This is a genomic window from Cupriavidus sp. 22TCCZM04-2, assembly GCF_057798895.1.
Genome location: NZ_JBYOJS010000002.1, coordinates 182,484 through 205,464, shown reverse-complemented (window position 1 = coordinate 205,464; position 22,981 = coordinate 182,484). Strand labels below are relative to the sequence as shown.

Annotated in this window: 21 protein-coding genes; 12 read left to right on the top strand and 9 right to left on the bottom strand. The window is 64.4% G+C overall.

Translation table 11 applies throughout. The features are described from left to right. The first annotated feature begins 3 nt into the window (after positions 1-3). From AC3FKG_RS04305 to AC3FKG_RS04295, 3 genes are all read left to right on the top strand, one after another. The gene (locus AC3FKG_RS04305; protein ID WP_483713022.1) at positions 4-360 is read left to right on the top strand and encodes an antibiotic biosynthesis monooxygenase family protein; all 357 of its coding nucleotides are present in this window, start codon (positions 4-6) and stop codon (positions 358-360) included. A 13-nt stretch (positions 361-373) separates the two neighbouring features. Then, positions 374-1,126, top strand: coding sequence for a sulfite exporter TauE/SafE family protein (locus AC3FKG_RS04300; RefSeq protein ID WP_488742502.1), 753 nt, complete (start codon positions 374-376; stop codon positions 1,124-1,126). An 81-nt stretch (positions 1,127-1,207) separates the two neighbouring features. Continuing rightward, positions 1,208-2,320: an extracellular catalytic domain type 1 short-chain-length polyhydroxyalkanoate depolymerase gene (locus AC3FKG_RS04295; protein WP_488742501.1), complete on the top strand. Its 1,113-nt coding sequence runs from the start codon at positions 1,208-1,210 to the stop codon at positions 2,318-2,320. Positions 2,321-2,350: 30 nt separating this feature from the next. On the opposite strand, the gene AC3FKG_RS04290 is transcribed toward AC3FKG_RS04295, so the two are convergent. Then, complete coding sequence (locus AC3FKG_RS04290) at positions 2,351-2,677, bottom strand: 2Fe-2S iron-sulfur cluster-binding protein (protein WP_483713026.1); 327 nt, start codon at positions 2,675-2,677, stop codon at positions 2,351-2,353. Beyond that, complete coding sequence (locus AC3FKG_RS04285; protein WP_483713027.1) at positions 2,658-3,272, bottom strand: IMPACT family protein; 615 nt, start codon at positions 3,270-3,272, stop codon at positions 2,658-2,660. Before AC3FKG_RS04285 ends, AC3FKG_RS04290 begins: the two co-directional genes overlap by 20 nt. 219 nt (positions 3,273-3,491) lie before the next feature. Here AC3FKG_RS04285 and AC3FKG_RS04280 point away from each other — a divergent pair, with 219 nt between their 5' ends. From AC3FKG_RS04280 to AC3FKG_RS04260, 5 genes are all read left to right on the top strand, one after another. After that, on the top strand, positions 3,492-5,477 hold the full coding sequence (locus tag AC3FKG_RS04280; protein WP_488742500.1) for a PhoX family protein: 1,986 nt from the start codon (positions 3,492-3,494) through the stop codon (positions 5,475-5,477). 177 nt (positions 5,478-5,654) lie between these two features. Next, on the top strand, positions 5,655-6,752 hold the full coding sequence (locus tag AC3FKG_RS04275; RefSeq protein ID WP_483713031.1) for a methyl-accepting chemotaxis protein: 1,098 nt from the start codon (positions 5,655-5,657) through the stop codon (positions 6,750-6,752). A 113-nt stretch (positions 6,753-6,865) separates the two neighbouring features. Continuing rightward, positions 6,866-7,183, top strand: coding sequence for a high-potential iron-sulfur protein (locus tag AC3FKG_RS04270; protein WP_483713032.1), 318 nt, complete (start codon positions 6,866-6,868; stop codon positions 7,181-7,183). Positions 7,184-7,251: 68 nt separating this feature from the next. Beyond that, positions 7,252-7,860 carry a DUF938 domain-containing protein gene (locus tag AC3FKG_RS04265; RefSeq protein ID WP_488742499.1) on the top strand — a complete coding sequence of 203 codons (609 nt, stop codon included), beginning with the start codon at positions 7,252-7,254 and terminating at the stop codon, positions 7,858-7,860. A gap of 281 nt (positions 7,861-8,141) precedes the next feature. Continuing rightward, positions 8,142-8,966 (top strand): universal stress protein, encoded by an 825-nt coding sequence (locus AC3FKG_RS04260; protein ID WP_483713034.1) that lies wholly within the window; start codon positions 8,142-8,144, stop codon positions 8,964-8,966. Positions 8,967-9,135: 169 nt separating this feature from the next. On the opposite strand, the gene AC3FKG_RS04255 is transcribed toward AC3FKG_RS04260, so the two are convergent. The 7 genes from AC3FKG_RS04255 to ftsH all read right to left on the bottom strand — a co-directional run bounded on the left by AC3FKG_RS04255 (position 9,136) and on the right by ftsH (position 19,586). Then, on the bottom strand, positions 9,136-9,591 hold the full coding sequence (locus tag AC3FKG_RS04255; RefSeq protein ID WP_483713035.1) for a universal stress protein: 456 nt from the start codon (positions 9,589-9,591) through the stop codon (positions 9,136-9,138). Positions 9,592-9,629: 38 nt separating this feature from the next. Then, positions 9,630-12,350, bottom strand: a complete 2,721-nt coding sequence (locus tag AC3FKG_RS04250; protein WP_488742498.1) for a bifunctional acetate--CoA ligase family protein/GNAT family N-acetyltransferase — start codon at positions 12,348-12,350, stop codon at positions 9,630-9,632. A 258-nt stretch (positions 12,351-12,608) separates the two neighbouring features. After that, positions 12,609-14,411 carry a sulfatase family protein gene (locus AC3FKG_RS04245; RefSeq protein WP_488742497.1) on the bottom strand — a complete coding sequence of 601 codons (1,803 nt, stop codon included), beginning with the start codon at positions 14,409-14,411 and terminating at the stop codon, positions 12,609-12,611. A 103-nt stretch (positions 14,412-14,514) separates the two neighbouring features. After that, positions 14,515-15,510, bottom strand: a complete 996-nt coding sequence (locus AC3FKG_RS04240; RefSeq protein ID WP_488742496.1) for a zinc-dependent alcohol dehydrogenase family protein — start codon at positions 15,508-15,510, stop codon at positions 14,515-14,517. 22 nt (positions 15,511-15,532) lie between these two features. Continuing rightward, positions 15,533-16,774 carry a hypothetical protein gene (locus AC3FKG_RS04235; RefSeq protein ID WP_488742495.1) on the bottom strand — a complete coding sequence of 414 codons (1,242 nt, stop codon included), beginning with the start codon at positions 16,772-16,774 and terminating at the stop codon, positions 15,533-15,535. A 12-nt stretch (positions 16,775-16,786) separates the two neighbouring features. After that, complete coding sequence (locus AC3FKG_RS04230) at positions 16,787-17,206, bottom strand: DoxX family protein (RefSeq protein WP_483713042.1); 420 nt, start codon at positions 17,204-17,206, stop codon at positions 16,787-16,789. A gap of 496 nt (positions 17,207-17,702) precedes the next feature. Next, entirely contained in the window at positions 17,703-19,586 is a 1,884-nt protein-coding gene (gene ftsH, locus AC3FKG_RS04225) for an ATP-dependent zinc metalloprotease FtsH (protein WP_488742494.1), read from the bottom strand. Between the two features lie 576 nt (positions 19,587-20,162). Between ftsH and AC3FKG_RS04220 the strand changes: the two genes are divergently transcribed. The 4 genes from AC3FKG_RS04220 to AC3FKG_RS04205 all read left to right on the top strand — a co-directional run bounded on the left by AC3FKG_RS04220 (position 20,163) and on the right by AC3FKG_RS04205 (position 22,971). Then, positions 20,163-20,999, top strand: a complete 837-nt coding sequence (locus tag AC3FKG_RS04220; RefSeq protein WP_488742493.1) for a universal stress protein — start codon at positions 20,163-20,165, stop codon at positions 20,997-20,999. 91 nt (positions 21,000-21,090) lie between these two features. Next, positions 21,091-21,534, top strand: a complete 444-nt coding sequence (locus tag AC3FKG_RS04215) for a universal stress protein (RefSeq protein WP_483713045.1) — start codon at positions 21,091-21,093, stop codon at positions 21,532-21,534. A 127-nt stretch (positions 21,535-21,661) separates the two neighbouring features. Further along, a complete protein-coding gene (locus AC3FKG_RS04210; protein WP_488742650.1) occupies positions 21,662-22,327 on the top strand; it encodes a hypothetical protein in 666 nt (221 codons plus the stop codon). 92 nt (positions 22,328-22,419) lie between these two features. Then, positions 22,420-22,971 carry a hypothetical protein gene (locus AC3FKG_RS04205; protein WP_488742492.1) on the top strand — a complete coding sequence of 184 codons (552 nt, stop codon included), beginning with the start codon at positions 22,420-22,422 and terminating at the stop codon, positions 22,969-22,971. Positions 22,972-22,981 lie beyond the last annotated feature (10 nt).

The following is a 22,981-nucleotide window of genomic DNA, read 5'->3' as shown; positions in this document are numbered from 1 at the left end:
GCCATGATCGCCGTCATTTTCGAAGTCGAGCCGGCACCGGGCCGCAAGGACACCTATCTCGACATCGCCGCGAAGCTGCGGCCCACGCTGGAGGCCATCGACGGCTTTATCTCGGTCGAGCGCTTCCAGAGCCTGACCACGCCGGGCAAGATCCTGTCGCTGTCGTTCTTCCGCGATGAGGCGGCGGTCATGGCATGGCGCAATACCGAGGAGCACCGCCAGGCCCAGGCGGCGGGGCGCGGCGGGGTGTTTTCGGGCTACCGGCTGCGCGTGGCGCAGGTGCTGCGCGACTACGGGCTCGACGAGCGCGAGCAGGCGCCGGCCGACAGCCGCGCGGTCCATGACCACGCTGCACGCTGACCGGGGAGCGCGTATGTCGATGTCCCTGCCTGTTGCCGAGATGGCCTTTATCGGCCTCACCTTCCTGTTGGCCGGCTTCGTGAAAGGCGTGGTCGGCCTGGGCCTGCCGACCGTGGCCGTGGGCCTGCTGGGCCTGGTGATGCCGCCGGTGCAGGCCGCGGCGCTGCTGGTGGCGCCGTCGATGGTGACCAACGTGGTGCAGCTGTTCAGCGGCCCGCGCTTCGGGCAGTTGCTGCGCCGGCTGTGGCCGATGCTGGTGGCGATCTGCGCCGGGACCTGGTTGTGCGCCGCGCTGGTGCCGGCGCACATGATGACGCATGCCACTGCGGCGCTGGGCGTGGCGCTGGTGCTGTATGCGCTGGTCGGGCTGGCCTCGGCAAGGCTCCATGTGCCGCCGCGCGCGCAGCGGTGGCTCGGGCCGCTGGCCGGGTTTGTCACGGGGGCCATCACCGCGGTGACGGGCGTGTTCGTGATCCCGGCCGTGCCATATCTGCAAGGCCTGGGGCTCGACAAGGAGAGCATGGTGCAGGCGCTGGGCCTGTCGTTCACCGTTTCCACCCTCGCGCTGGCGATCAGTCTTGCCATGGGCGGTTCGTTGCTCCACCTGCCCGTGCTGGGCGCTTCAGTGCTGGCGCTGGTGCCGGCGCTCGGCGGCATGTTCATCGGCCAGTGGCTGCGCAATCGCATCAGCGCCGAGCGCTTCCGCCGCCTGTTCTTCTGCGGCCTGCTGGGGCTCGGCGGCGAGCTGGCGTTGCGCGGCCTGTGAAGTCCCGGCCCGTGTTCGCGGGTGACATCAAAGCCTGACACAATCGACCCGTCAACGGAATCCGGACGGGAGGCCAGTCACATGGGACGCCGCGGCCGCAGCACGGCAACGCTATGGAAGTCGCTGGGCAAGACCGCCAGGCGCCAGGCGCGGCGCATGGGGCGCGAGATGACCCGGGCGCTGAACAAGACGGTGACGCAGCCGATGACCGATGCCATCGTGCGCAACGCCGTGAAGCAGTCTTCGGCCGTCGCCAAGGCCACGCAGCGCGCGTTGTCGGGCGTGGCATCGCCCGTGCCGGAACCGCAGAGCCGTGGCAGCGGGCGCTGGGAGGCCGGCACCGCTGGCGTGGGCCCGCTCGCGCAGCGCCACTACCGGATCTTCATTCCCGCAGGCCTGTCGGCGCGGCGACGCGCGCCCATGCTGGTGCTGCTGCACGGCTGCGGCCAGGACGCAGCCAGCTTTGCCGCGGTCACGCGAGCGGCCGTGGCGGCCCGCGAGGCGGGCTGCGTGGTGCTGTTGCCCGAGCAGTCGCCGCAGGCCAACGCGCAACGCTGCTGGAACTGGTTCCGTCCCGGCACGCGCGGCGCCGCCGAGGCAGCGCTGCTGATGGCCATGATCGACCAGGTCTGCGAGCGCTATCCGGTGCGCCCGGAGCGCGTCAGCATGATGGGCCTGTCCGCCGGCGGCGCCATGGCGATGATGCTGGGCCTGCGCTACCCGCAGCGGTTTACCGCCATCGGCTCGCATTCGGGGGCGGTCCCCTACAGTGCCGGCAACGCGGCCCAGGCTGCCGCGGCCATGCGCGGCAGCCGCGTGCCCGACGCCGCGGCGCGCCAGGCCATGCGCCTGTGGCTGGCCGGCCGACGCCTGCCGCCCTTGTTGCTGTTGCATGGCGATGCGGATGCAGTGGTGACTTTCGACAATGCCATGACCGCCGCGCGCTTGTGGCTGGACCTGTTGCCTGAACCGTCGGGGCAACTGGCCGTGCCGCCCGCGCGCCGCGTGCAGCGCGGGCAGCGGCTGCCGGCCGAGGTGTCCGACTGGATCGTCGAAGGCGAGACCTGCGTGCGGCTCGTCAGGATCGAGGGCCTCGGGCATGCATGGAGCGGCGGGCCGGCGGCACAGGCGTTCTCGGACCCGCGCGGGCCCGATGCGCTGAAGATCGCATTGCGCTTCTTCGCTGACCGATGACCGTGCTGGTGCGGCCACGCCGGCAATCGCTTACTCCAGCTTGCCGGGCTCGATCACGACATCGCTGACCGGGCAGGCGACGCAAGGCAGGATCCAGCCGTCATCCTTTTCATCCGGGCTCAGCCCCGGCCATTCGATGCGATAGCGGATGGCGCCCGCATGCAGCCGGCTGGCGCACGCGCGACACGTGCCGTTGCGGCAGGAGTTGGGCAGCGCCAGGCCGTCGAGCAGCGCGGCCTCGAGCAGGCTCAGGCCGGCTGGCGCGGCAAAGGTGACCCCGGCGGGCAGCACGCGCGCGGTGAACTCGGCCTGCTCGTCCACCGGGACGTTGCCGGCTTCAGCCCGGGTCGCTGTCATCGTCGGTCTGCGGAAATTGTGCCCGCCCGTGCGTGGCGTCACGCAAGGCCGTCAGCGCCGCATCGCGCTGCGTGGCGGGCAGGCGTATCACCAGCCGCGCGAGCGCGCCGTAGGCGGTGTCGGCCAACGTGCAGCCGTCCTGCGCGTCCAGCCAGCGGCGCACGCGCGGCTCGTCGGCGTAGTCGACTTCCACCGTCAGTTCGGCGTAGGGAATGCGCTCGATCCGTTCCGCGGACTTCAGCGCCGCGGCAATCGCATCGGTGTAGGCGCGCACCAGCCCGCCGGCACCGAGCTTGACGCCGCCGTAGTAGCGCACCACGGCCGCCAGCACGCCGTCCAGGTCATGGTGGCGCAACACCTCCAGGATCGGCCGTCCTGCCGTGCCGGAGGGTTCGCCGTCATCCGACATGCCCGATTGCCCGCCGGCCAGCAGCGCCCAGCACACATGCGTGGCGGTCGGATGCTGCGCGCGCAGCGACTGCAGCACGGCCATGGCGGCGTCGCGGTCCGGGACGGGAATCGCCAGGGCAAGGAAGCGGCTCTTGCGGATCTCGAGTTCGGCTTCGACCTGGGCGGCGAGGGTATAGGTGGGCAAGCGGAATCTGCGTGGAACGTAAAGTCCGGAAGTTTACCGCAGCCCGCCATGGGGCCTGGGCCGCGACGGCCCTGTGGTTCATCGTCAACTTCCTGTCACATAGAAGCCATAGGATGCGCAGCGACTAGGGCGCGGCTGTCGCGCCATGTCTTATTTCTATGACAAGCGGATGGTGTCACTGGATGCGCCACCGCCTCCTTCTCCGGAAAAGACAACACCATGTTCGACAAACCTGATGCCTCGCGCCGCAAAGCGCTGAAATTCCTTGCTGGCGCGCCGATGCTGCCGCTGGGCCTGGCTTCGGCCGGCCTGCTGGTGGGTTGTGGCGGTAGTGACGACGCCATTGCCGCGCCGGCCGAGATCACGCCCGCACCTGGCCCCAGCGCCACGTTCACCACGGCCGAGTTCACCGGCATGAGCGCGCCGACGCTGGCGGATCCGGCCGCCATGGCGACCACCACCGTCGGGTCGGGCCTGAAGGTCAATTTCAGCGATGGCAGCAGCCGCACCTTCAAGCTGGCCTACCAGCCGTTCTTCGTGACCGGCGACTTGGTGCCGGACGGCAATGGCGGCACTATCCTGGCCGGCGGCTACTACGACATCAACAACCAGCCGATCCGCGACACCTCGGTGGCCGGCAAGGAGCGCCAGTTCTTCTCCGACTCGCCCGACGGCACCTCGCTGCTCAAGATCGAAGGCGCGCGCGTCGCCGGCGTGAAGGGCAATCCGGTGTTCGCCGTGGTGCAGTTCGAGTACACCACGCGCGACCAGTCGGGCGCCGACACCTACGGCCGCCTGCCGTCGCCGATCGCCGTGCTGACGCTGGACCAGGACCCGGCCACCGGCAAGCTCACGCTGGTCAAGTACCACAACGTCGATACCTCGCCGGCGCACGGCCTGTGGATCACGTGCGGGGCCAGCCTGTCGCCGTGGAACACGCACCTGTCGAGCGAGGAGTACGAGCCGGACGCGTTCACAATCGCCGGCAACAGCCAGTTCAAGGCCTATAGCAAGAGCCTCTATGGCAGCGAGACCGCGGCCAATCCCTACCTTTACGGCCATCTGCCGGAGGTGACGGTCAACGCCGACGGCACGGGCTCCATCCGCAAGCACTACTGCCTGGGCCGCATCTCGCATGAGTTGGTGCAGGTCATGCCGGACAATCGCACCGTGCTGATGGGCGACGATGCCACCAACAGCGGCCTGTTCATGTTCGTGGCCGACAAGGAGAAGGATCTGTCGGCGGGCACGCTGTACGTGGCCAAGGTGGGCTCGGGCTTCTCGATCGACCCGTCCGCGGCCGGGGCCGACCTGACGTGGGTAAAGCTGGGTCACGCCACCAGCGCCGAGATCGAGGCGCTGGCCAAGGCGACCGCGCCGACCGACATCATGGATGTGGTGACCGCCGATCCGCTCGACAACAGCTACACCAAGATCTTCCTCGGCGGCAAGGCCAACTGGGTTCGCCTCAAGCCTGGCATGGAGAAAGCCGCGGCCTTCCTGGAAACCCACCGCTATGCCTACCTGAAGGGCGGCAGCATGGGCTTCACCAAGATGGAAGGCACCACGGTCAACATCAAGGACAAGGTCGCCTACTCCGCGCTGCAGAACGTGGTCGACTCGATGGTGCTGAACAACAGCAAGGGCTGGAATGCGCAGAGCGGCATCTCGGTCGACAAGGCGCTCAGCGCCGGCGCGGTGATGCAGCACAAGCTCGACGGTGGCCGCAAGGACCTGGACGGCGACGCCATCAGCAGCGAATGGGTGCCGGTGCACACCAAGGCGCTGATCGTGGGCACCGACATCGCCGGCGATGCGCTGGGCAACCTGGCCGATCCGGAAATGATCGCCAATCCGGACAACCTCAAGTTCTCGGAAAAGCTGCGCACGCTGTTCATCGGCGAAGACAGCGGCCAGCACGTGAACAACTTCCTGTGGGCCTACAACATCGACACGAAGAAGCTGTCGCGCCTGATGTCGGTGCCCGCCGGTGGCGAATCCACGGGCCTGCACGCGGTGGACGAGATCAACGGCTGGACCTACATCATGAGCAACTTCCAGCACGCCGGCGACTGGGGCAGCCTGCACGCCAAGGTCCAGGCAACGCTGGATCCGCTGGTGCGCGCCAACTACAAGGATCGCGCCGGCGCGGCGGTTGGCTACCTGACCGCTGACCTGTCGAGCATCAAGCTGGCCAAGGCCTGATTGCCAGTGCGATAGGAAGAGGAGGCGGGCTGCGGCCCGCCTCTTTTCTTTTGACGCGCTACAGAAGCACCATCGGGATTTCCCCAATCCTTTTCATCCTAAACCTGCGCGCATGACTGCCGATACTCCAACGGCAGACCATCAATAAAAGACATTCCAACACGGGGGAGAACAGCAATGTCGCAGGCAAATCTGACCATCCGGGCCCGCCTGGGCGCAACGTTCGGGCTGGTTGTGCTGTTGGCGGGTGCCGCCATTGGCACGGGCGTGGCGCAGCTGGGGGGCAGCGACGCGGCGCGCTACACCATGCTGGGCCTGGGCCTGGCCGCGCTGGCCGCGGCCGTGGCCGGTGCTTTCTGGCTGGCCGCCGGGATCGAGCGCCCGCTGGCCGACGCCGTCTACATCGCCGAAACCGTGGCCGCCGGTGACCTCAGCCAGGACTTCGATACCGACCAGGGCGGCGCCTTCGGCCGGCTGCTCGGCGGCATGGGCAAGATGGAGGACATCCTGACGGACCTGGTGGGCCGGATCAAAAGCTCCACGGACTCGATTGCCGAGTCTTCGCGCCAGATCGCGGACGGCAACACGGATCTTTCCCAGCGCACCGAGGAACAGGCGGCCACGCTGCAGGAGACGGCGTCCAGCATGGGCAGCCTGACCGATATGGTCCGCCGCAATGCCGAGCGCGCGCACGCCGCCAACGACATCGCCGCCAATGCCTCGGAGATCGCCGAGCGTGGCGGGGTGGTGGTCAGTGACGTGGTGCAGACCATGCAGGCCATCAGCGCCAGCTCGAACAAGGTGGTCGAGATTATCCAGGTCATCGAAGGCATTGCCTTCCAGACCAACATCCTGGCTCTCAATGCCGCCGTGGAAGCGGCGCGTGCGGGCGAGCAGGGCCGCGGCTTCGCCGTGGTGGCTGGCGAGGTGCGCACGCTGGCCCAGCGCAGCGCCACCGCCGCCAAGGAAATCCGCGTGCTGATCGGTGATTCCGCCAGGCAGGTCGAAGGCGGCGCGGTGCTGGTGGACAAGGCCGGCCAGACCATGGAAGAGATCCAGCAGGCCGTGCGCAGCGTCGCGGGCATCCTGGGCGAGATCTCGGTGGCCTCGCGCGACCAGAGCAGCAGCATCGAGCAGGTCAACCAGGCCGTGGCGCAGATGGATACCGTCACGCAGCAGAACGCAGCGCTGGTGGAGCAGGCCGCCGCCGCGTCGGCATCGCTGGCGGACCAGGCCCATCAGCTCCAGGGCGTGGTAGGCGAGTTCAAGCTGTAGGCACGCCAGACCGGATCGCGCCGGGCATTGCACCGGCCTTGCTATCCGCAGTAACCTCTGCGCCATGCGGCAGGCACATGCTGCCGCTTGCCCCCACCTCAGAGGAGACTGCCATGCCGTGCCGACGCCGGTTTCTTGGATACCTGCCGCTCGCCTTGTCCGGCGGCGTGGCCGTCACCGGACTGCTCGGCAGCCGGCCTGCCCGCGCGGCCTTGCTGGGCGAGCGGGATCCACAGGCACAGAAGCTCGGCTACAAGACCGACACTGCCAAGGTCGATACGAAGCTGTATCCCGGACACAAGACCAGCCAGACCTGCGCCAACTGCCAGCTCTACCAGGGCGACACGGGCAGCACCGCCGGCGGCTGCGTCCTGTTCGGCGACAAGGAAGTGGCGGCGGCCGGCTGGTGCAGCGCCTGGTCGCAGGGCTGATTGCCCGCGCCCAGCTGCATAGTCCGCATCGTCCATCCAATCGCCGCGATGATCGCGCAGGAAGACCCATGACCCACGACCCCGATTCCCGCCGCATGGCGCCAGCCACGGAACGCAATCGCGAGCCGATCCTCGCCGTGCTGCGCAAGGTCCTGCCGGCCAACGGCACGGTGCTGGAGATTGCCAGCGGCACCGGCCAGCACGCGGTCCACTTCGCCGCGGCGCTGCCGCGGCTGACCTGGCAGCCGAGCGACCCCGACGCCGCGGCGCGCGCGTCGATCGCCGGCTGGATCGCGCACACCGGCGTGGCCAATGTGCGTGCCCCGCTGGCGCTCGATGTCTGCGCGTCACCGTGGGGCATTGACGCGGCCGATGCCGTGGTCTGCATCAACATGATCCACATCTCCCCGTGGGCGGCGGCGCAGGCGCTGTTTGCCGGTGCCGGGAGGCTGCTCGCACCCGGTGGCGTGCTGGTCCTGTACGGCCCCTACCAGCGTGGCGGTGCGCATACCGCGCCGAGCAATGCCGCGTTCGACGCGCAGCTGCGGGCCACTAACCCCGACTGGGGCGTGCGCGACATGGAGGACGTGATCGCGCTGGGTGAAGCGCAGTGCATGCGCTGCGACGCGCCGGTGGCCATGCCGGCCAACAATTTCATGCTGGTGTTCCGTCGGTAGGCCGGCGCTTCAGCCGCATACCAGCATCACCGCGGTTTCTTCATGCTGAAGACGGGCACGCCGACAAGTTGTGCATAAGCAACTGCCTCGGCTTCGGACCGATGGGAATGGCAAGCCCCCCAGCGTCGGGTTGAAGTCAAGGTTGTCTGGGTGCGCGTCAGCATGAGCAGAATGGTCGTACGATTGTGCGTTGGGCTTTGACCTGACACAACTTCAGCACAGGCCATTCAACTAGAGTTGCGTTAAAGGCTCAGGTTTTCAACTGGCGTGGAGAATGTGGGATGGAGTTCAAGACGGTATTGGTGGACCTGACCGAAGATGAAGCGCGCGAGAACCGGCTTAATGCGGCGCTGACGCTGGCAAGCTGGTTCGACGGACGCGTGGTGGCGGTAACGGCCACGGGCCCGCTGCTGGACCCCTATCGCAGCGCAGGTGAAGAGACGCTGCGCTATCAGGCCATGCGTGCAGATTTGATTCGGCAGCTCGATGCCGCCGGGACCGAGGCGCTAGTCCATGCGGTGAGCCGATTCGGATCGAAGATCGATACCTCGCACAGGGTGATTGAGCAGGAAGCCGGATGGGCGCTGGCGAACGATGGCTTGACCAGTGACATCATCCTGCCTGCTTTACCGGGCGCTTCGGCCGCATTGTCTCCCTTGCTGGCGTCTGCGGCCGAGTACGCCATGGTCAATTCCGGAAAGCCGATCCTCGTTGTGCCGCCGGCGGCGACTATCGCGTTTGCAGGCACCGTAGTCGTTGCCTGGAACGGCAGGCGCGAAGCAGCCCGTGCTGTAGCCGACGCAATGCCGATGCTCAGACGCGCGGCTCGCGTCGTAGTGCAAGTAGTCGTCGGCCGGGGTAGCGCCTCGGAACATGGAGGCAGCGCGCTAATTCGATGGCTGGCCAGTCACGGCGTGCAAGCCACACTCCAGCTCGACGAGTCGTCATCTATTGCCGAATGCTTGCTTAAAGCGGTTCTCTTGGAGGAGGCAAGCCTTCTTGTCACCGGGGGCTATGGTCATTCCCGCATCGGCGAGATGCTCATGGGTGGCACCACGCGTACTTTGATACGAAATACGCCGGTACCATTGCTCATGTCGCATTAGCAAAGCGGCCGCGAGCAATGAATGAGGCCACGGACTAATCATTTACCGGGGCCGGCGTTGATAGAACATGGGTCCGATAGCGGGGCTCTGATCAATGTGGCGCCGGTCTAGGGAGAACGTGCTCCATCGTTTGCGGGGTGGTATGGTCTTCATCAGCGTTCAGCTACGGTCAGCCTTCGACTTCGCTGCGGACTAGCAGCACCGGCTTGGTGGTCTGCGCGAGGACGCCTTCTGACACGCTGCCCATCAGCAAACGCCTCATGCCACGCCGCCCGTGAGTTCCCAGAACGATCAAGTCCGCATTCCAGGTGTTGGCTTCGCTGACGATTCTCGAGGAGATCCAGTCCGGGGAGAGTGGCTTTTCATCTAATTTCGCTTTGCATCGGATACCGGCCGCCCCGAGACGGGCGGTCGCTTCCTCCAATGCCCTGCGGCCATGCGAAACCATCTTGTTGAGCAACTCCCTCGGGTCGAAATAGCCCGTCTCGAAGTAGATATCGCTGTCGTCGACCACGTACAGCACCCTGACTTCGGCGCTGGTGGCTCGGGCAACGGTGATGGCTTGGCTCAGCGCTAGGTCCGAGGAGCGGCTGCCGTCCACCGCAAGTAAGATGCGCTTATACACAAGATGCCTCCTAATTGAAATTGGCCGGGACTCCCGGGCTAAGATGCGCTGTAATGATCCTGGACATCATTCGTTACTGCCCCGCAAGGCAGGCACGTTGTATCAGCGGCAAGTGGCAACCGAAGTTCAATCACATCTCCCGATGCCTGTCGCGTGATCATGAATCCCGCGCGCCTTGCTATATTCAGCATGGCTAGATTGCCGGAAAGTACATCGCCTGAGAGGACCGCAGTTCCGCGTGTGCGAAGGTAGCTCACCAACTTGCTGACCAGCATCGTTCCCAAGCCACGGCCTTTGCAATCCGAACGCACGACTACGCCGAACTGCGCATCGATGTTGTCGGGATCCGTGACGACTCGTACCTCACCAACGATATAAGAGGCCCCGTGGGGGTCCTCCGCAATGGCTACAAAGGCCATCTCGCGCGCATAGTCGATCTGTGTCAGCCGTGCAAGCTGAGAGTGGCCAGGATCCTTGAATGTGGCGAAATAGCGTGCGTGAATGTCTTCTGCGGACAGGTGCATGAAGAACGCTTTGAGTGCCCCTTCGTCTTCAGGGCGGATGGGACGCACGAGCAGTGGTGCATCGCGCCACCGCACGTGCGACTCGAGCTCGCGGGGATATGGCACGATAGCAAGCGGAGCCCGTGCTTCGCCGCCAGTGGGCGTCAATGCGATGCGTGCATCCAACGCGATGACGCCTTCTGCGGAGGCCATCAGAGGGTTGATGTCTAGCTCCACAATGTCTGCCATGTCGCAAACCATGCTGGACAGACGCATCAACGTGGAGATGACACCGTCGCGAGCTGCGGGGCCACAGCGCTCCAGGAGGAGAGCTACACGGGTGCGCTTCACTAAATCCTCAGCAAGAACATGATTCAAGGGCGGAAGCGCGAGAGCGTAGTCGTTGATCTGTGACACAGCCGTGCCGCCATGCCCGAATAGAATGATTGGGCCAAAGACCGGGTCTGTGAAGACACCAAGGATGAGCTCGATGCCGTCCGCTGGACGTACCATACGTTGTACGGTAAAGCCTTCGATTCTGGCCCCCGCGCTTAGCCCGGTTACCCGGGCCACCATCGCCCGAGCCGCAATGCGAACGGTATCTGGCGTGTGCAGGTCCAGCGCTACGCCTCCCACGGCGGACTTGTGAGTGATGTCCGGCGACACGATCTTGAGAACCACGGGAAAGCCAAGCGCCGCCGCCTTCTCGGCGGCACGTTCGGCAGTATCCACGCAAATCGTGGCTGCGACCCCAATTCCATAGTCGGCCAGCAACTCTTTGCTTTCATGCTCGGACAGCATAGTCCGTGCCGTTGTGCGTGCCGCTCCGACTACGGCGCGCGCCTTCTCAAGATGTAGTTGAAGGTCGTTGGCCATCGCGGGCGGTGTCTGGCTCAGCAACTCGAGGTTGCGACGGTACTCCACCACTTGCAGGATTCCGCGGACAGCTTGCTCGGGAGTATCGTAGGTGGGAATGCCCGCCGCGCGAAAGATGTTCCGGTCGTTCACCACGGCCTCTGCTCCTAGCCACGCGGAGAAGAGCGGCAAGTCCTGTGGTTTGCGGCCTGAAACCACTACGGTGGCGATATCCCCGTTCCGGACGATCGCGGTCGGCGCATGCAGCAACAGCACGGCATCTGCTTCGCTAGCACCGGCTAGGATCCGGGCCGCGTCCATATACCGACTGATAGAGGCATCGCCAAGCATATCCACGGGATTGCCGCGCGACCAGGACGGTGGCAGCACGCGATCCAGGGCCGAAAGTGTATCGCCCGACAGGGCAGCCAGCTTACCTCCGCCGGCGATCAGCGCGTCGGTCGCCATGACGCCCGCACCGCCGCCATTGGTCAGAATTGCAACCCTATTGCCACCGACGCGCTGGGCACGCGTGAGGGTTTCAACAGCGTCGAACAAGGCGTCAGTGGTATCGACCCTAAGCATGCCGGCGCGCCGGATGGCTGCGTCATAGACATCATCGCGCCCGGCAAGTGCGCCGGTATGCGTGGCGGCGGCCCGTGCGGCTTCGGGCGAGCGACCGGCCTTGACGATTAGCACTGGCTTGAGCCGGGCGGCGGCACGTGCAGCCGACATGAACTTGCGTCCGTTCTGGATGGCTTCGACGTATAACAGAATGGCATGCGTCCTGGCATCGCCGGCTAGGAAATCCAGTACATCGGCAACGTCGACATCCAAGCTGTCGCCTAGTGAGACAAAATGCGAAAAGCCAAGATTGCGGGAGCGCGCCCAATCCAGCATGGCGCTCGCCAGCGCGCCAGACTGGGAGACGAAGGCCAGTGACCCCGGTCGCGCAGCGCTCGCCGCAAAGCTGGCATTCAGCGCAATGTGCGGCGAAATGACGCCGAGGCAATTGGGTCCAAGTATCCGCAGCATCGCTGGGCGCGTGGCGTCCAGCATCTCTTGGCACAGGTGGCCATCACGCTTGCCGAGACCGGCGGTAAGCACGACCGCGGCTCGCGCGCCGGCCGCGGCAAGTTGCTCAAGCAGGCCAGGAAGCGTAGGCGGCGGAGTACAGATCACCGCGAGCTCAGGCACCTCGGGAAGGCTGCCAATGGTCGGGTAGCAAGGTTCCCCCAGCAAGGTCTTGTGTTTCGGGTTCACAGCATAAGAGGGTCCGCCAAAGCCGGCCTCCCGTACATTCTTCAATACGGCTGATCCAACGCTTCCTGGGCGCTGGCTGGCGCCGACGATGACGACCGAACGAGGAGACAGAAGGGATTGCAGATTCCGCGTGCTCATGGGGATCTCTATCGGGTGAGGCCATTCCGACTCCAGCGTAGGCAGGCTTTTGGGCTTCGGGTTGATATGGCTCAATGAGGTAACGCGATGCCTAAACCTGGCCGCAGTCCGACGCCACTACCGCGGCTCGTCTTTGCCTGGTTGGCATCGGGTCCCTGCACGATTGATCGGGTCGCCCAGTGCACGGGCGTGGATGTCGGCGCCGAGCAGCGTCTCCCTGCCTGAGGCCACCACCACCGCCGGTGGTCGCCTCACACATCACGCTCCGGCCATGGTTTCCGGCGTGACTTCCCAGCCTGCATCGATACCGCCAGGAAGCATCTGGCCGCGGTCTTCACCGACCTCCGCATCGATCAGGCGATTCAGCTTCTCGTTCATGGCGACGACAACCTCGCGGTTTCGGCTGTCGGCCGCCAGATTGTGCATTTCGAACGGGTCGGTCTGCAGGTCATACAACTCCACGTCATTGAACTGGTTGAGTTCCTCCAATGTCCTGGGTTGGTTATGCTGCTTTGGCGAGAAGTAGCGGGCGAACATGTAGCGCCCGTCGAACACCGACCGGACGGCGCCGCGCTTCATCAGGTCGGGCCGCACGCCCGTGCTTTTTAACTGGTCTGGCTTGCCGCCCTTTTGCAGGTAGTTCACGGCCTTGTAGAGGAAGTCGCCGTCGAGGTAGGCCAGCATGTTGTAGCAGAACAGCGCGCCGTCGCGAATCGCATTGGCGTCGGCCTTTTCCGGTGCGTTTAGCAGGCCCGAGAAATCCCTGCCTGCAAGGCCCTTCACCAGCGTCGCGCGCTTGTTGGCATCCACCCCAGTCATCGCAACCAGGGTTGGCGCGATGTCCAGATGCGAGGTGACGGCGCGGCATTGCTTGCCGCCCGGATAGGCTGGATGGGAGATGATCAGCGGGACGTTGTTCTGCTCGCGATACGAGACGGCTCCCTTGGCGTGGAGCTGGTGCGCTCCGTCCATGTCGCCGTGGTCGGACGTCAGGATCACGATCGTCTTTTCGGTCAGGCCGGCGGCGTCGAGTTCGGCCAGTACGGACGCGATATTGCGATCAACGTCGCGCATGCAGTTCAGGTAATAGTTGTGGCGCCGCCGCCAACGCTCCTCCTCGTTCGGAATGGCCCCTACCATGGCGTCGTGTGAGCGCAGGAAATCGCGGTGGGCAGCCGGACGCCCTGGTGCGTCGAGCGGCTGTGCGTGGCTGGCCGGAAGCGTGAAGCTCCACTGCTTCGCGTATAGTGGGTCGGCTGGATCGCGGGCGACATGCGCAAGGCCGCGAGTTGCCTGAACTTTGGTTCCGGGCGCGTCGGTGTCGTAGAACATCACATCATGCGGGTTGACGAGGTTCATCGCCAGAAACCATGGCTTGCCCTGGGCCGAAAGATCGCGACCTTTCCCACGCAGCCAGCTCGTCCCCATGGCGGCAATCACCCCGTCGTGCAGGTAGCCGCCGCTCGTGTGGGCGATGATATCGCCGATCCCGAGGTAGTCCGAGAAGCCATAGGCTTCCATTTCCGCGGTAAATATCTTCGTTGGCGTGCCTAGCTTGTTGACTGTCTCGAACTCCTTGGTGAGGTGCCATTTGCCTTTGTACGCGGTGTAGTAGCCTGCAGCGCGCAGCATGTCACCAAGCGTCGGTATGTCGGTTGACATGCTGGTGATCCACGGAAAATTGGTGTTGTCGAACATCCGCGTTTGCTGGATATGCTGGCCCGTATAGAGTACGGACCGCGAAGGCGTGCAGACGCACGAGTTGATCTGGTGGTTCAGGAAGGTTGTGCCACGCTTCATCAGGCGTTCATGTGCCGGCAGGCTGTAGCCCACCGGCAGTTCTCCAGGCCGGAAATAGCGCTCCTGATCGACAACGATAAGAAGAATGTTGTACGGGCCTGCCGCATGGCTCGACGTAGACGGCACGGCGCTATCCGTACCGGGTGCCGCAGCCTGGGCGTTGCTGGCCCCGCCAAGGCCCAGCGCCGCGGCGCCCAAGCCGGCAGCGCGCAGAAAGTCGCGCCGAGTCAGCGCCGAGTCGAGACTCTTGTCGTTGTCCATCTCGATTTCCCCATCGATAGCATCCCGCTTGGTGGGACTTCCGGATTACGACCTACGCTTCGCCCAAGTACGCCAATGGAGCCTGGCAATATCAAAGAGGCCATCATATGCGGAGCACGGCCGCCCCGGCCAGACGGCCGGCGCGCAGGTCATCCAGCGCGGCATTGGCACTGGAAAGAGTATAGAGCGTGGTACGAATTTGCAATGGCCACATGGCTGCGGCTTCCATCAGGCCATGGCCATCGGCACGCGTCAGGTTTGCTACAGAGACGATCCGCCGCTCTTCCCACAACTGGCGATACGGGAAGGACGGAATGTCGCTCATGTGAATGCCTCCGCAGACCACGGTTCCACCCTTGTCAACAGCCGCCAGCGCGGCAGGCACAAGGGCGCCGTCGGGGGCAAAGATCAAGGCTGCGTCCAACGTGGCGGGTGCCTGGTCCTGGCTGCTGCCGGCCCAGGCGGCGCCGACATCCCTGGCCAGGGTCTGGGCGGCTTGGTCCCCGGGGCGCGTGAAGGCGTAGACAGTCCGGCCCTGCGCCACCGCGATCTGAGCCACGATATGCGCGGCGGCGCCAAATCCGTAGATGCCGATATGTTGCGCATCCCCGGCCGAGCGCAGTGTCCGAAAGCCGATCAGCCCGGCGCAGAGAAGCGGCGCGGCATGCTCGTCGTCGTACGCTTCGGGAATGCGAAAACAATAGCCGGCATCGGCGACTACGTATTCGGCGTATCCACCGTCACGCGTATAGCCGTGAAACTGGGGAGCGTCGCAGAGGTTCTCCCGCCCGCTCAGGCAGAAGCGGCACTTGCCGCAGGTGTGTCCCAGCCACGGCACGCCGACCCGCTCGCCGATTGACAGTCCAACGACACCGGGGCCGAGCGCATCGACGCGCCCAACGATCTCATGGCCCGGGATCAGCGCGGGCTTGGGCGAGGAGAGGTCTCCATCCACGACATGCAGGTCGGTACGGCACACGCCGCACGCCGCCACATGCAGTCGCACTTCACCCGCTCCCGGGACTGGCACTTGCACCAGGCGGTCAGCAAGGATTGGGCTTCCGCCGTCGAAAACCATTGCGCGCATTGTGCCGTTCATGGCGCCTCCTTCGTCAGCTTTTCTAGAACAGGAGCCCGAACAGGTGCTTGAGCAATTCCTCGAGAGGCATCATGGTGAGCGCCAGCGGCACGATCGGAATCAGTACAGCCGCCGCAAGCTGCACGATGGCATCCCTGGTGACGGGCGCAATCCGCATGCCGCGTACCACCTCGAAACTGTTACCGAGATCGGCAAGTGATTGGATGTCGCCGCTGCCCACCAACGGTTCGTCGACTGGTCTGCACCCACGCAGCCATTTGTTGTCAAACTCGCGAACATAGCGTTCCGCCAGCGCTCCATACTCGTTCAGTCCCGTCCGCTTCGCCTGGGCAAGCTGCGGTGCGAATACCAGCAACGGGCCGACTACTATGCCCAGCAGAAATATCATCATTGCGCCAATTTCCATTTTGTAATCCGGTAGCACCGCCTGGAGGAAAAAGATGCGGTTGGCGAGATTTGACGCAAGCATGACCCCATGCGCGGCCAGCAGCAGCGCGAAAGCGTAGACGGTATTGGAAAGAAAGCCGAGACCGCCGACGCGATCCGGATGCGTTGGGATCAGGCTCAGCTTGATGCGCGAAACCTGCCAGAGAAAACGCATCCAGATGAATAGCCGGAAATACCAGCGCACCAGCAGGAACTGGAACAGTGGCAGGCTGACATAGCCATACCAGATGCCAGCAAGAGAGAGCTTTGAACCGCTGTCGGTGGGTGTTGAATACCACGTGGCCGTCTGGAGGCCGGTGTAATGACGCCAGACGATCACGATGCCGATTCCATAGACGACAGCGATCAACAGCAATTCGCCGACTACCGAGTTGCGGAGCCGGAATGCAGAGCCGAGCGCCTCGTCGAATTTGCTCATCGCGGCGTCGGGGACCAGATTCCGTTCGATGAATGCATGGCCGATGCCACGCAAGCGCCGGTGTACGACAAGTTCTGCCGCAACCAGCAAGGGCACTGCCACGAGAAACCGGAGATGGACCTCCATATCCATCAGGAACGGTACCGTCGTGGCCTTGCTGAATAAGTTTCCCTCGAAGGCAGACAACATCAGCAACGGCAACCAGGCGAAGAGCGAGATGCAGAGAATGCGTTGCCGCACGAGAAGCAATGCATCATCGGACAAATGGGCGCGACGCATCAATTGATAAAGTGGCCCACCGAGGACCAGGGAGAAGTTCTCCCGATTTCGCAGAATATCGTCACTGGAACCGGATGAGGCTTGCGTTCGCTCGGGTCCAAGACTTCGGCTGATGCTCATCGCGTTCTCCCGTTACTTGGGCTCATGCCCGCGTGATGACTCGATCGCGAAGACGACAAGCATCCCGCCCAGGATCGCGACGTTCTTCAGAATGTGGTTGAACTGATTCCAGGAATCAGCAAGATCGGCACGCCAGAAGCCGTGGAAGATCAGGGTGGTTGGGACCAGAAACACCGCAAGAAGCAGCGCTCCCCATTTCGCGTTCCAACCGGAAATCAGGCTGATGCCGCCCACGATCTCGATCGCCATGGCCAACACCAGCAAGAGACTTGGCATCGGCAGTTCAGCACTGGCAATCCATGCGGAGTATCCGGCGAAACTGCTCATCTTCATTAGCCCGGAAATCAGAAAAAGGGAGCCAAGCAGTGCGCGGCCGACGGAATACATGCGTGCAACTGTCGTTGGCGTAACAGAGATGGTGGCCGTGGTCATGGCAGTGCTCCGGGAGTCGATAGGGCAAGAAGGCGCGATGCCTGCGCAACGCTTTCCTTGTGCATTCAGCCTATGACTTCGGTTCCAGGCCCGGTTGTCATAGATCAACGAGCCGTGGACGGATGGTGCGGCGTGGATTGCTTCATGGAGAGCAACTTCTTCCGGCGTCCACTTGACGAAATAGCATCTTGTACCTTTTGCGCGACTTTGCCGGAGACGAAGATGCCGAGTGGCCGACGTCCTGATAGACATCGGCTGCAGGGCGTGGAACCGACCGGCGATGGTCGCATCGGACCCTGGAAGTCGGCAGCGCCGGCCACGCGTCCAACCAGTCCCCTTCAATGGCAACAGCATCGAACCCTACATCCGCTATCAGCGCTTGCGTGATCTGTCCACGATTCGGTAGAAGTCGGCGGTGCCGGGAGTGGCCTCACCGAGCAGACGGACTGTTTCTCCTGAGCGCAGAGGGCATAGGGGCTCCATAAGAGGCTTGCTGTCAGGCGGCCTCGGCGCGCGTTTCGTGCGCTGGCATGCGCTCGAGCAGCGTATCCAGCGTTGGCCGATCGACTACCTCCTTGTCAAGCAGCAATTGCGCCAGGGCGTCAAGCATCGGACGCTGGGCGAACAAGGTCTTGCGGGTCCGTTCGGCGGCCTCGGCCAGAATCAGGCGAACTTCTTCGTCAATGATTTGTGCCGTGCGCTCGCTGTACTCCCGGTCAGCCCGGGGCAGCGCGGGGCCGATCGGCATCAGGCTGCTGCCGGCGCGTTCATAGCAAGGCAGTCCAAGCGAATTGCTCATGCCGTACTGCGTCACCATCTGGCGGGCCATGTCGGTGGCACGCTCCAGGTCATTCTGGGCGCCGGTGGAGACATCGTCGAAGACAATCTCTTCGGCCATACGCCCGCCCAGCAACACATCAAGCCTGTCAAGCAGTTCGCTGCGCCGGAGCAGGTAGCGGTCCTCCGCCGGAGTCTGCTGTGTATAGCCGAGCGCGCCTACGCCACGCGGGATGATGGAGATGCGCGATACCCGGTCGGCATGCGCGCGGCTTTCCGCGAGCAGTGCGTGGCCTGCCTCGTGGTAGGCAATGGTCTGCTTTTCCAGCGCGATCATGACGCGATTGCGCTTTTCGAGGCCGCCGATGATGCGGTCGAGCGCCTCGTCGAAATCGGCCATTTCCACGGCGGCCTTGTTCTTGCGCGTGGCAAGCAAGGCCGCCTCGTTGACAAGGTTCGCGAGGTCCGCACCGGCGAAGCCGGGTGTGCGCGCGGCCAGGTCATGCAGAGCGACTTCAGGGGCGAGCGTGACATTGCGAGCATGGACGTGCAGGATCTGCTCGCGCCCCGCAAGGTCCGGGCGGTCAAGCACGATGTGGCGATCGAACCGGCCCGGCCGCAGGAGCGCTGCGTCAAGGATCTCCGGACGGTTGGTGGCGGCCATGATGATGACCCCTTTGTTGGTGTCGAAGCCGTCCATTTGCACGAGCAACTGGTTGAGCGTCTGTTCTCGCTCGTCCTGGCCGCCTGCCACGTTGAGGGTGCGGGTCTTTCCAAGCGCATCCAGCTCGTCGATGAAAATGATGCAGGGCGCCTTCTGTTCGGCCTGCGCAAACAGGTCCCTGACACGAGCAGCGCCAACACCGACAAACAGCTCGACAAACTCGGACCCGCTCATGCTGAAGAACGGCACACCGGCTTCGCCTGCAACCGCGCGCGCCAGCAACGTCTTGCCGGTGCCGGGGGCACCAAGCAGCAGCACCCCTTTGGGTATCTTGCCGCCTAGTCGTCGATAGCGTTGGGGCGACTTGAGGAAGTCGACCACTTCCATCAACTCTGCCTTGGCCTCGTCGATGCCGGCGACGTCAGCGAATGTGACGCCGGTCTGCTGCTGCAGATAGATCTTCGCCTTGCTCTTGCCAATTTCGAGCAAGCCGCCCCTGCCCCCGCCCATGCGCTTGATCACCAGGGTCCAGATTCCGAGGAAGACCAGCGCCGGTACGATCCACGAAAGGACTGCGCCAATCCACTTGCTGTCGGCTTCACCCGCGTACCGGACATGTGCGGCGTCCAGATCTGACAAAAGGTTGGGGTCATTGATGCGTACGGTAGTGAACGCGTGCTCGGCGCGTCCTGACTTCTGCAGCGCCGCGGCTTGGTCGCGGGGCAGAATGGCTTCCAGCCCGGCTGCGACGACAGTGCCGCTGATTTCGGTTTCTCCAACGCTGGCGGTGCGGACCTTTTCGGCTTTGAGCAGCGCCTTGAAGTCGCTGTAAGCCAGCGTCTGGATACTGGCGGCACCGATGTAGAACTGCAGAATCAGTATCGCTACGGTTGTGAGAATCAGGTACCAAAGCGAGAACTCGGTTTGCTGGCGTTCCATGGTTCGATTGGCGGTAGGGACTGACCTCGACAGGTTGCTGCTTCGTCAAACATAGTGCCGGCCACCGGGCCAGGGTTGATCGGCGTCAACGGCCGCGGAAAGGGCGGAACACGCCATGGCCATGCGTTGGGAAGCCCGGGATACCGGCCGCGCGGAATTTGCGATGACGACGGGCGAAGTTTCGGCCCCGCGAGTCCGCGCAAGCCGAGGTGCCTGGTGGACCTGCGCGAGCCCGCTTACGTGCTCGGCTGCACACATGTAGTGGAAAGCGGAGCCGAGTTGATACGAGAATCCTGATTTGCCGGCCGCGGCCCGGCAAGCGCGCTTCGACTGCGCGCGATCCCGCTGCGGAACTGGTAGCAGGTTGACGCTTGTCAACCCCACCTCCTCGAGGATGCCTAAATTTACCGTGAGCGAACGTTCTGGCCGGGCGCATGGCTCCGATCCAAAAAAGGATCTCCGCATGCACGAAACGTCCCGACTTCCACTGACCGACCGGCACCTGCTTCTTCTGCTGGTGGTGAACGAGCCCGGCAGAAGCACCGATCCGTTTCAAGCTCAGGATAAGGAGCGAGCATGAACTACAGCAGCATTCTGGTCCATCTGGATCGCAGCAGGCATACGACGACCCGGCTGGCGCTGGCGACCCAACTGGCGAGCTCCCATGATTGTCCGTTGATCGGCCTCCTGGGCAGCTTCATTCCCGATCCCGCATGGTTCTACCTGATGGACAACGCCGCCGACTATATAGAAAGGGACAGGCAGGGTCGCAAGCTGGTCGGGGAACGTATCCGGCACCAGTTCCAGGAAACGACAAAGTCTCTTGGCGCAGGCGTGGAATGGCGGGCAGCCGAGCACGATGTGCTTTCCACGGTGCTGCGCGAGTCGCGCGAGGCCGGCCTGATTGTCGCTGGCCAGTATGACGCCAATGGCGAAGAAGGCCCGCTTGCGGCCCAGGTTCTTGAGGCGTTGCTGCTGGAAAGCGGGCGGCCGGTAATCGTGGTGCCGTGTGACGGGCAGTTCGAGACAACAGGAGCGCGGGTGATGGTGGCATGGAATGGCAGCCGTGAAGCGGCACGGGCCCTGCATGACGCGCTGCCGCTCATTGGCGGAGCGGCGGCACGCATACTGTGTGCCCCGACTGCTGCCAAGGAAGCACGTACGGACGCCACGCCGGTCGCCCATGCGGTGCGGGTCCTGGAGCGACACGGCGTGACGGTGGAGGTCGAGCACGGGCCGGGCGGTTCGGACCTGACTATCGGTGAATTGCTGTTGTCCCGTGCCGCCGACTTCGATGCCGACCTGATCGTGATGGGTGCCTACGGCCATGGGCGCATGCGGGAGCTTGTGCTTGGCGGCGTCACGCGCACATTGCTGTCGTCCATGACGGTGCCCGTATTGTTCTCGCATTGAGATTCGGATCGGCACGGCGGTGCCGAAACGTGGATCGCGGATGTCCCGGTGACGGCGCCCTTCGGTTCAGTCATGCAGAAGGAGAAGGCAAATGTACACAAGGATTCTGGTGGCGATAGACGGGAGTCGCTGCAGCGATCTCGGCCTGGACGAAGCCATTGGTCTGGCCGCGGCGAGCGGTGCGGAGCTTGACATCGTGCATATCGTCGACGGCGGATACGAAGAGCCGGACGTGCGTGCGGGGCTGGTCCGTGCAGGGCACCGGCTTCTGGCCGAGGCGCAGGCGAAGGCGGCGTCGAAGCAAGTGCGCAGCCAGGCAATCCTGGCCGACCAGATCCTCGCGCTTGGCGATCTCGGCAAACAGGTCCAGCAGATTGCGGAAGAGCGTGGCGCCCAGATCGTGGTAGCCGGTACGCATGGCCGCTCGGGTATCGGTCGTGCATTGATGGGAAGCGTCGCGGAAAGCCTCCTGCGCCACGGCAGCTTGCCCGTATTGCTGGTCAAGGCAGGCGGGCATGGCGGTGCGGCGTCCTGATTCCGGTTCGGGCGCCTCGGGCGCCCACGACCGGCGCCGCGGACGCGTTGCGCCGCGCATGCAGGCGGCTACGACGAAAGCATCCATGGCGCCGCCCCGGGCCAGCGCAACCAGTACGGCCGATGCGATGGGTGTGCTACCGGCAAGGGACGAAGACCGGGGCGCGGCGCTGGATGTGGTGGACCGTGTCTCCGAGATGTGCTTTGGCTTGTTCATGGCCCTGACATTTGTCGGCGCGGTCTCGTCGGCGAGTGCCGGCGTGGGCGCGAGCAGGACCATGCTGCATGCCGCGCTGGGCTGCAACCTGGCGTGGGGGCTCGTGGATGCGGTCATGTATCTCGTCCGTACCATCGCCGGAAGAGGGCAGCGGCTCACGCTCGCCATGGCCATCAAGCATGCGCACGACCGGCCGACCGCCATCCGCCTTATTCGCGACGCGCTTCCGCCCGGCATGAAGACACTGGCCACAGACGCGGAGCTGGAGGCCATTCGCGCGAGACTTGCCGCTGCGGGCTTGCCGGCGCGCCCGCGCCTGCATTGGGCCGATCTGCGTGGTGCCGTGCACATCTTCTGCATCGTGGTCTTGAGCACGTTTCCCGTGGCACTGCCTTTCGTGCTGATGAGCGATGTGCCGGGTGCGTTGCTGGTCTCGCGTGTGTTGACGCTTGGCATGCTGTTTCTCGGCGGCGCGGCGCTTGGTCACTACGCGGGGTTCGGGGCCATGCCGGCCGGATTGGGCATGACGGCTCTGGGTGTGGCCCTGACCATGGCGGTCATCGCGCTGGGCGGTTGACTGTGCGGATCCGCCCGCTGCTGGCAGCCATGTTTGCCGCGGGAGCGGCACAGGCCCAGACCCCAGGCCCGCCTGCCGGGCCGGCTACCGGTTTGGACACACCTGACCCGTGGAGCTTCTCGGCAGCGGCCTACTGGAACTTGCCCCGCCAGGGCGCGAGCTACGCCAGCGGCATTTTCAGCGCAGACCACGGCCAGCTTCACCTCGAGGCGAGAGCCAACTATGAAGCCATGCATTCGCAGTCGGCATTCATCGGCTGGACGTTCTCGGGAGGCGAAAAAATTCGTGTCAGCGCCACGCCCATTATCGGCGCGGTCGCCGGGGAGGCGCACGGCCCTATCGCCGGCCTCGAGGCGAGCGTAGGCGCGGGCAGGCTCGACTATTACCTGGAAGCGGAGTACCTGCCTGCCCGCGCCGGCCGGGCCGGCTACCTCTATGCCTGGAGTGAGCTGGGCTATCGACCTGTCGAGTGGGTACGGCTCGGCGTCGTCATGCAGCGTACGCGGGTCTATGGTGGGGACAGGGACATCCGGCCCGGAGGCCTCCTCCAGTTCACGGTGCGGAACTGTACCGCGGGCGTCTACTGGTTCAATCCCGGTGCCGAGGCTCAGGTCGTGATGCTCTCGCTCGGGTTCCGCTTCTAGCGCGCTTTTC

Coding starts and splice junctions, on each gene's coding strand:
- AC3FKG_RS04280 (WP_488742500.1), top strand. CDS start 3,492: ATGTTCGACAAACCTGATGCCTCGCGCCGCAAAGCGCTGAAATTCCTT.
- AC3FKG_RS04275 (WP_483713031.1), top strand. CDS start 5,655: ATGTCGCAGGCAAATCTGACCATCCGGGCCCGCCTGGGCGCAACGTTC.
- AC3FKG_RS04295 (WP_488742501.1), top strand. CDS start 1,208: ATGGGACGCCGCGGCCGCAGCACGGCAACGCTATGGAAGTCGCTGGGC.
- AC3FKG_RS04220 (WP_488742493.1), top strand. CDS start 20,163: ATGAACTACAGCAGCATTCTGGTCCATCTGGATCGCAGCAGGCATACG.
- AC3FKG_RS04305 (WP_483713022.1), top strand. CDS start 4: ATGATCGCCGTCATTTTCGAAGTCGAGCCGGCACCGGGCCGCAAGGAC.
- AC3FKG_RS04240 (WP_488742496.1), bottom strand. CDS start 15,510: ATGAACGGCACAATGCGCGCAATGGTTTTCGACGGCGGAAGCCCAATC.
- AC3FKG_RS04265 (WP_488742499.1), top strand. CDS start 7,252: ATGACCCACGACCCCGATTCCCGCCGCATGGCGCCAGCCACGGAACGC.
- AC3FKG_RS04260 (WP_483713034.1), top strand. CDS start 8,142: ATGGAGTTCAAGACGGTATTGGTGGACCTGACCGAAGATGAAGCGCGC.
- AC3FKG_RS04245 (WP_488742497.1), bottom strand. CDS start 14,411: ATGGACAACGACAAGAGTCTCGACTCGGCGCTGACTCGGCGCGACTTT.
- AC3FKG_RS04235 (WP_488742495.1), bottom strand. CDS start 16,774: ATGAGCATCAGCCGAAGTCTTGGACCCGAGCGAACGCAAGCCTCATCC.
- AC3FKG_RS04215 (WP_483713045.1), top strand. CDS start 21,091: ATGTACACAAGGATTCTGGTGGCGATAGACGGGAGTCGCTGCAGCGAT.
- AC3FKG_RS04210 (WP_488742650.1), top strand. CDS start 21,662: ATGGGTGTGCTACCGGCAAGGGACGAAGACCGGGGCGCGGCGCTGGAT.
- AC3FKG_RS04270 (WP_483713032.1), top strand. CDS start 6,866: ATGCCGTGCCGACGCCGGTTTCTTGGATACCTGCCGCTCGCCTTGTCC.
- AC3FKG_RS04290 (WP_483713026.1), bottom strand. CDS start 2,677: ATGACAGCGACCCGGGCTGAAGCCGGCAACGTCCCGGTGGACGAGCAG.
- AC3FKG_RS04300 (WP_488742502.1), top strand. CDS start 374: ATGTCGATGTCCCTGCCTGTTGCCGAGATGGCCTTTATCGGCCTCACC.
- AC3FKG_RS04250 (WP_488742498.1), bottom strand. CDS start 12,350: ATGAGCACGCGGAATCTGCAATCCCTTCTGTCTCCTCGTTCGGTCGTC.
- ftsH (WP_488742494.1), bottom strand. CDS start 19,586: ATGGAACGCCAGCAAACCGAGTTCTCGCTTTGGTACCTGATTCTCACA.
- AC3FKG_RS04230 (WP_483713042.1), bottom strand. CDS start 17,206: ATGACCACGGCCACCATCTCTGTTACGCCAACGACAGTTGCACGCATG.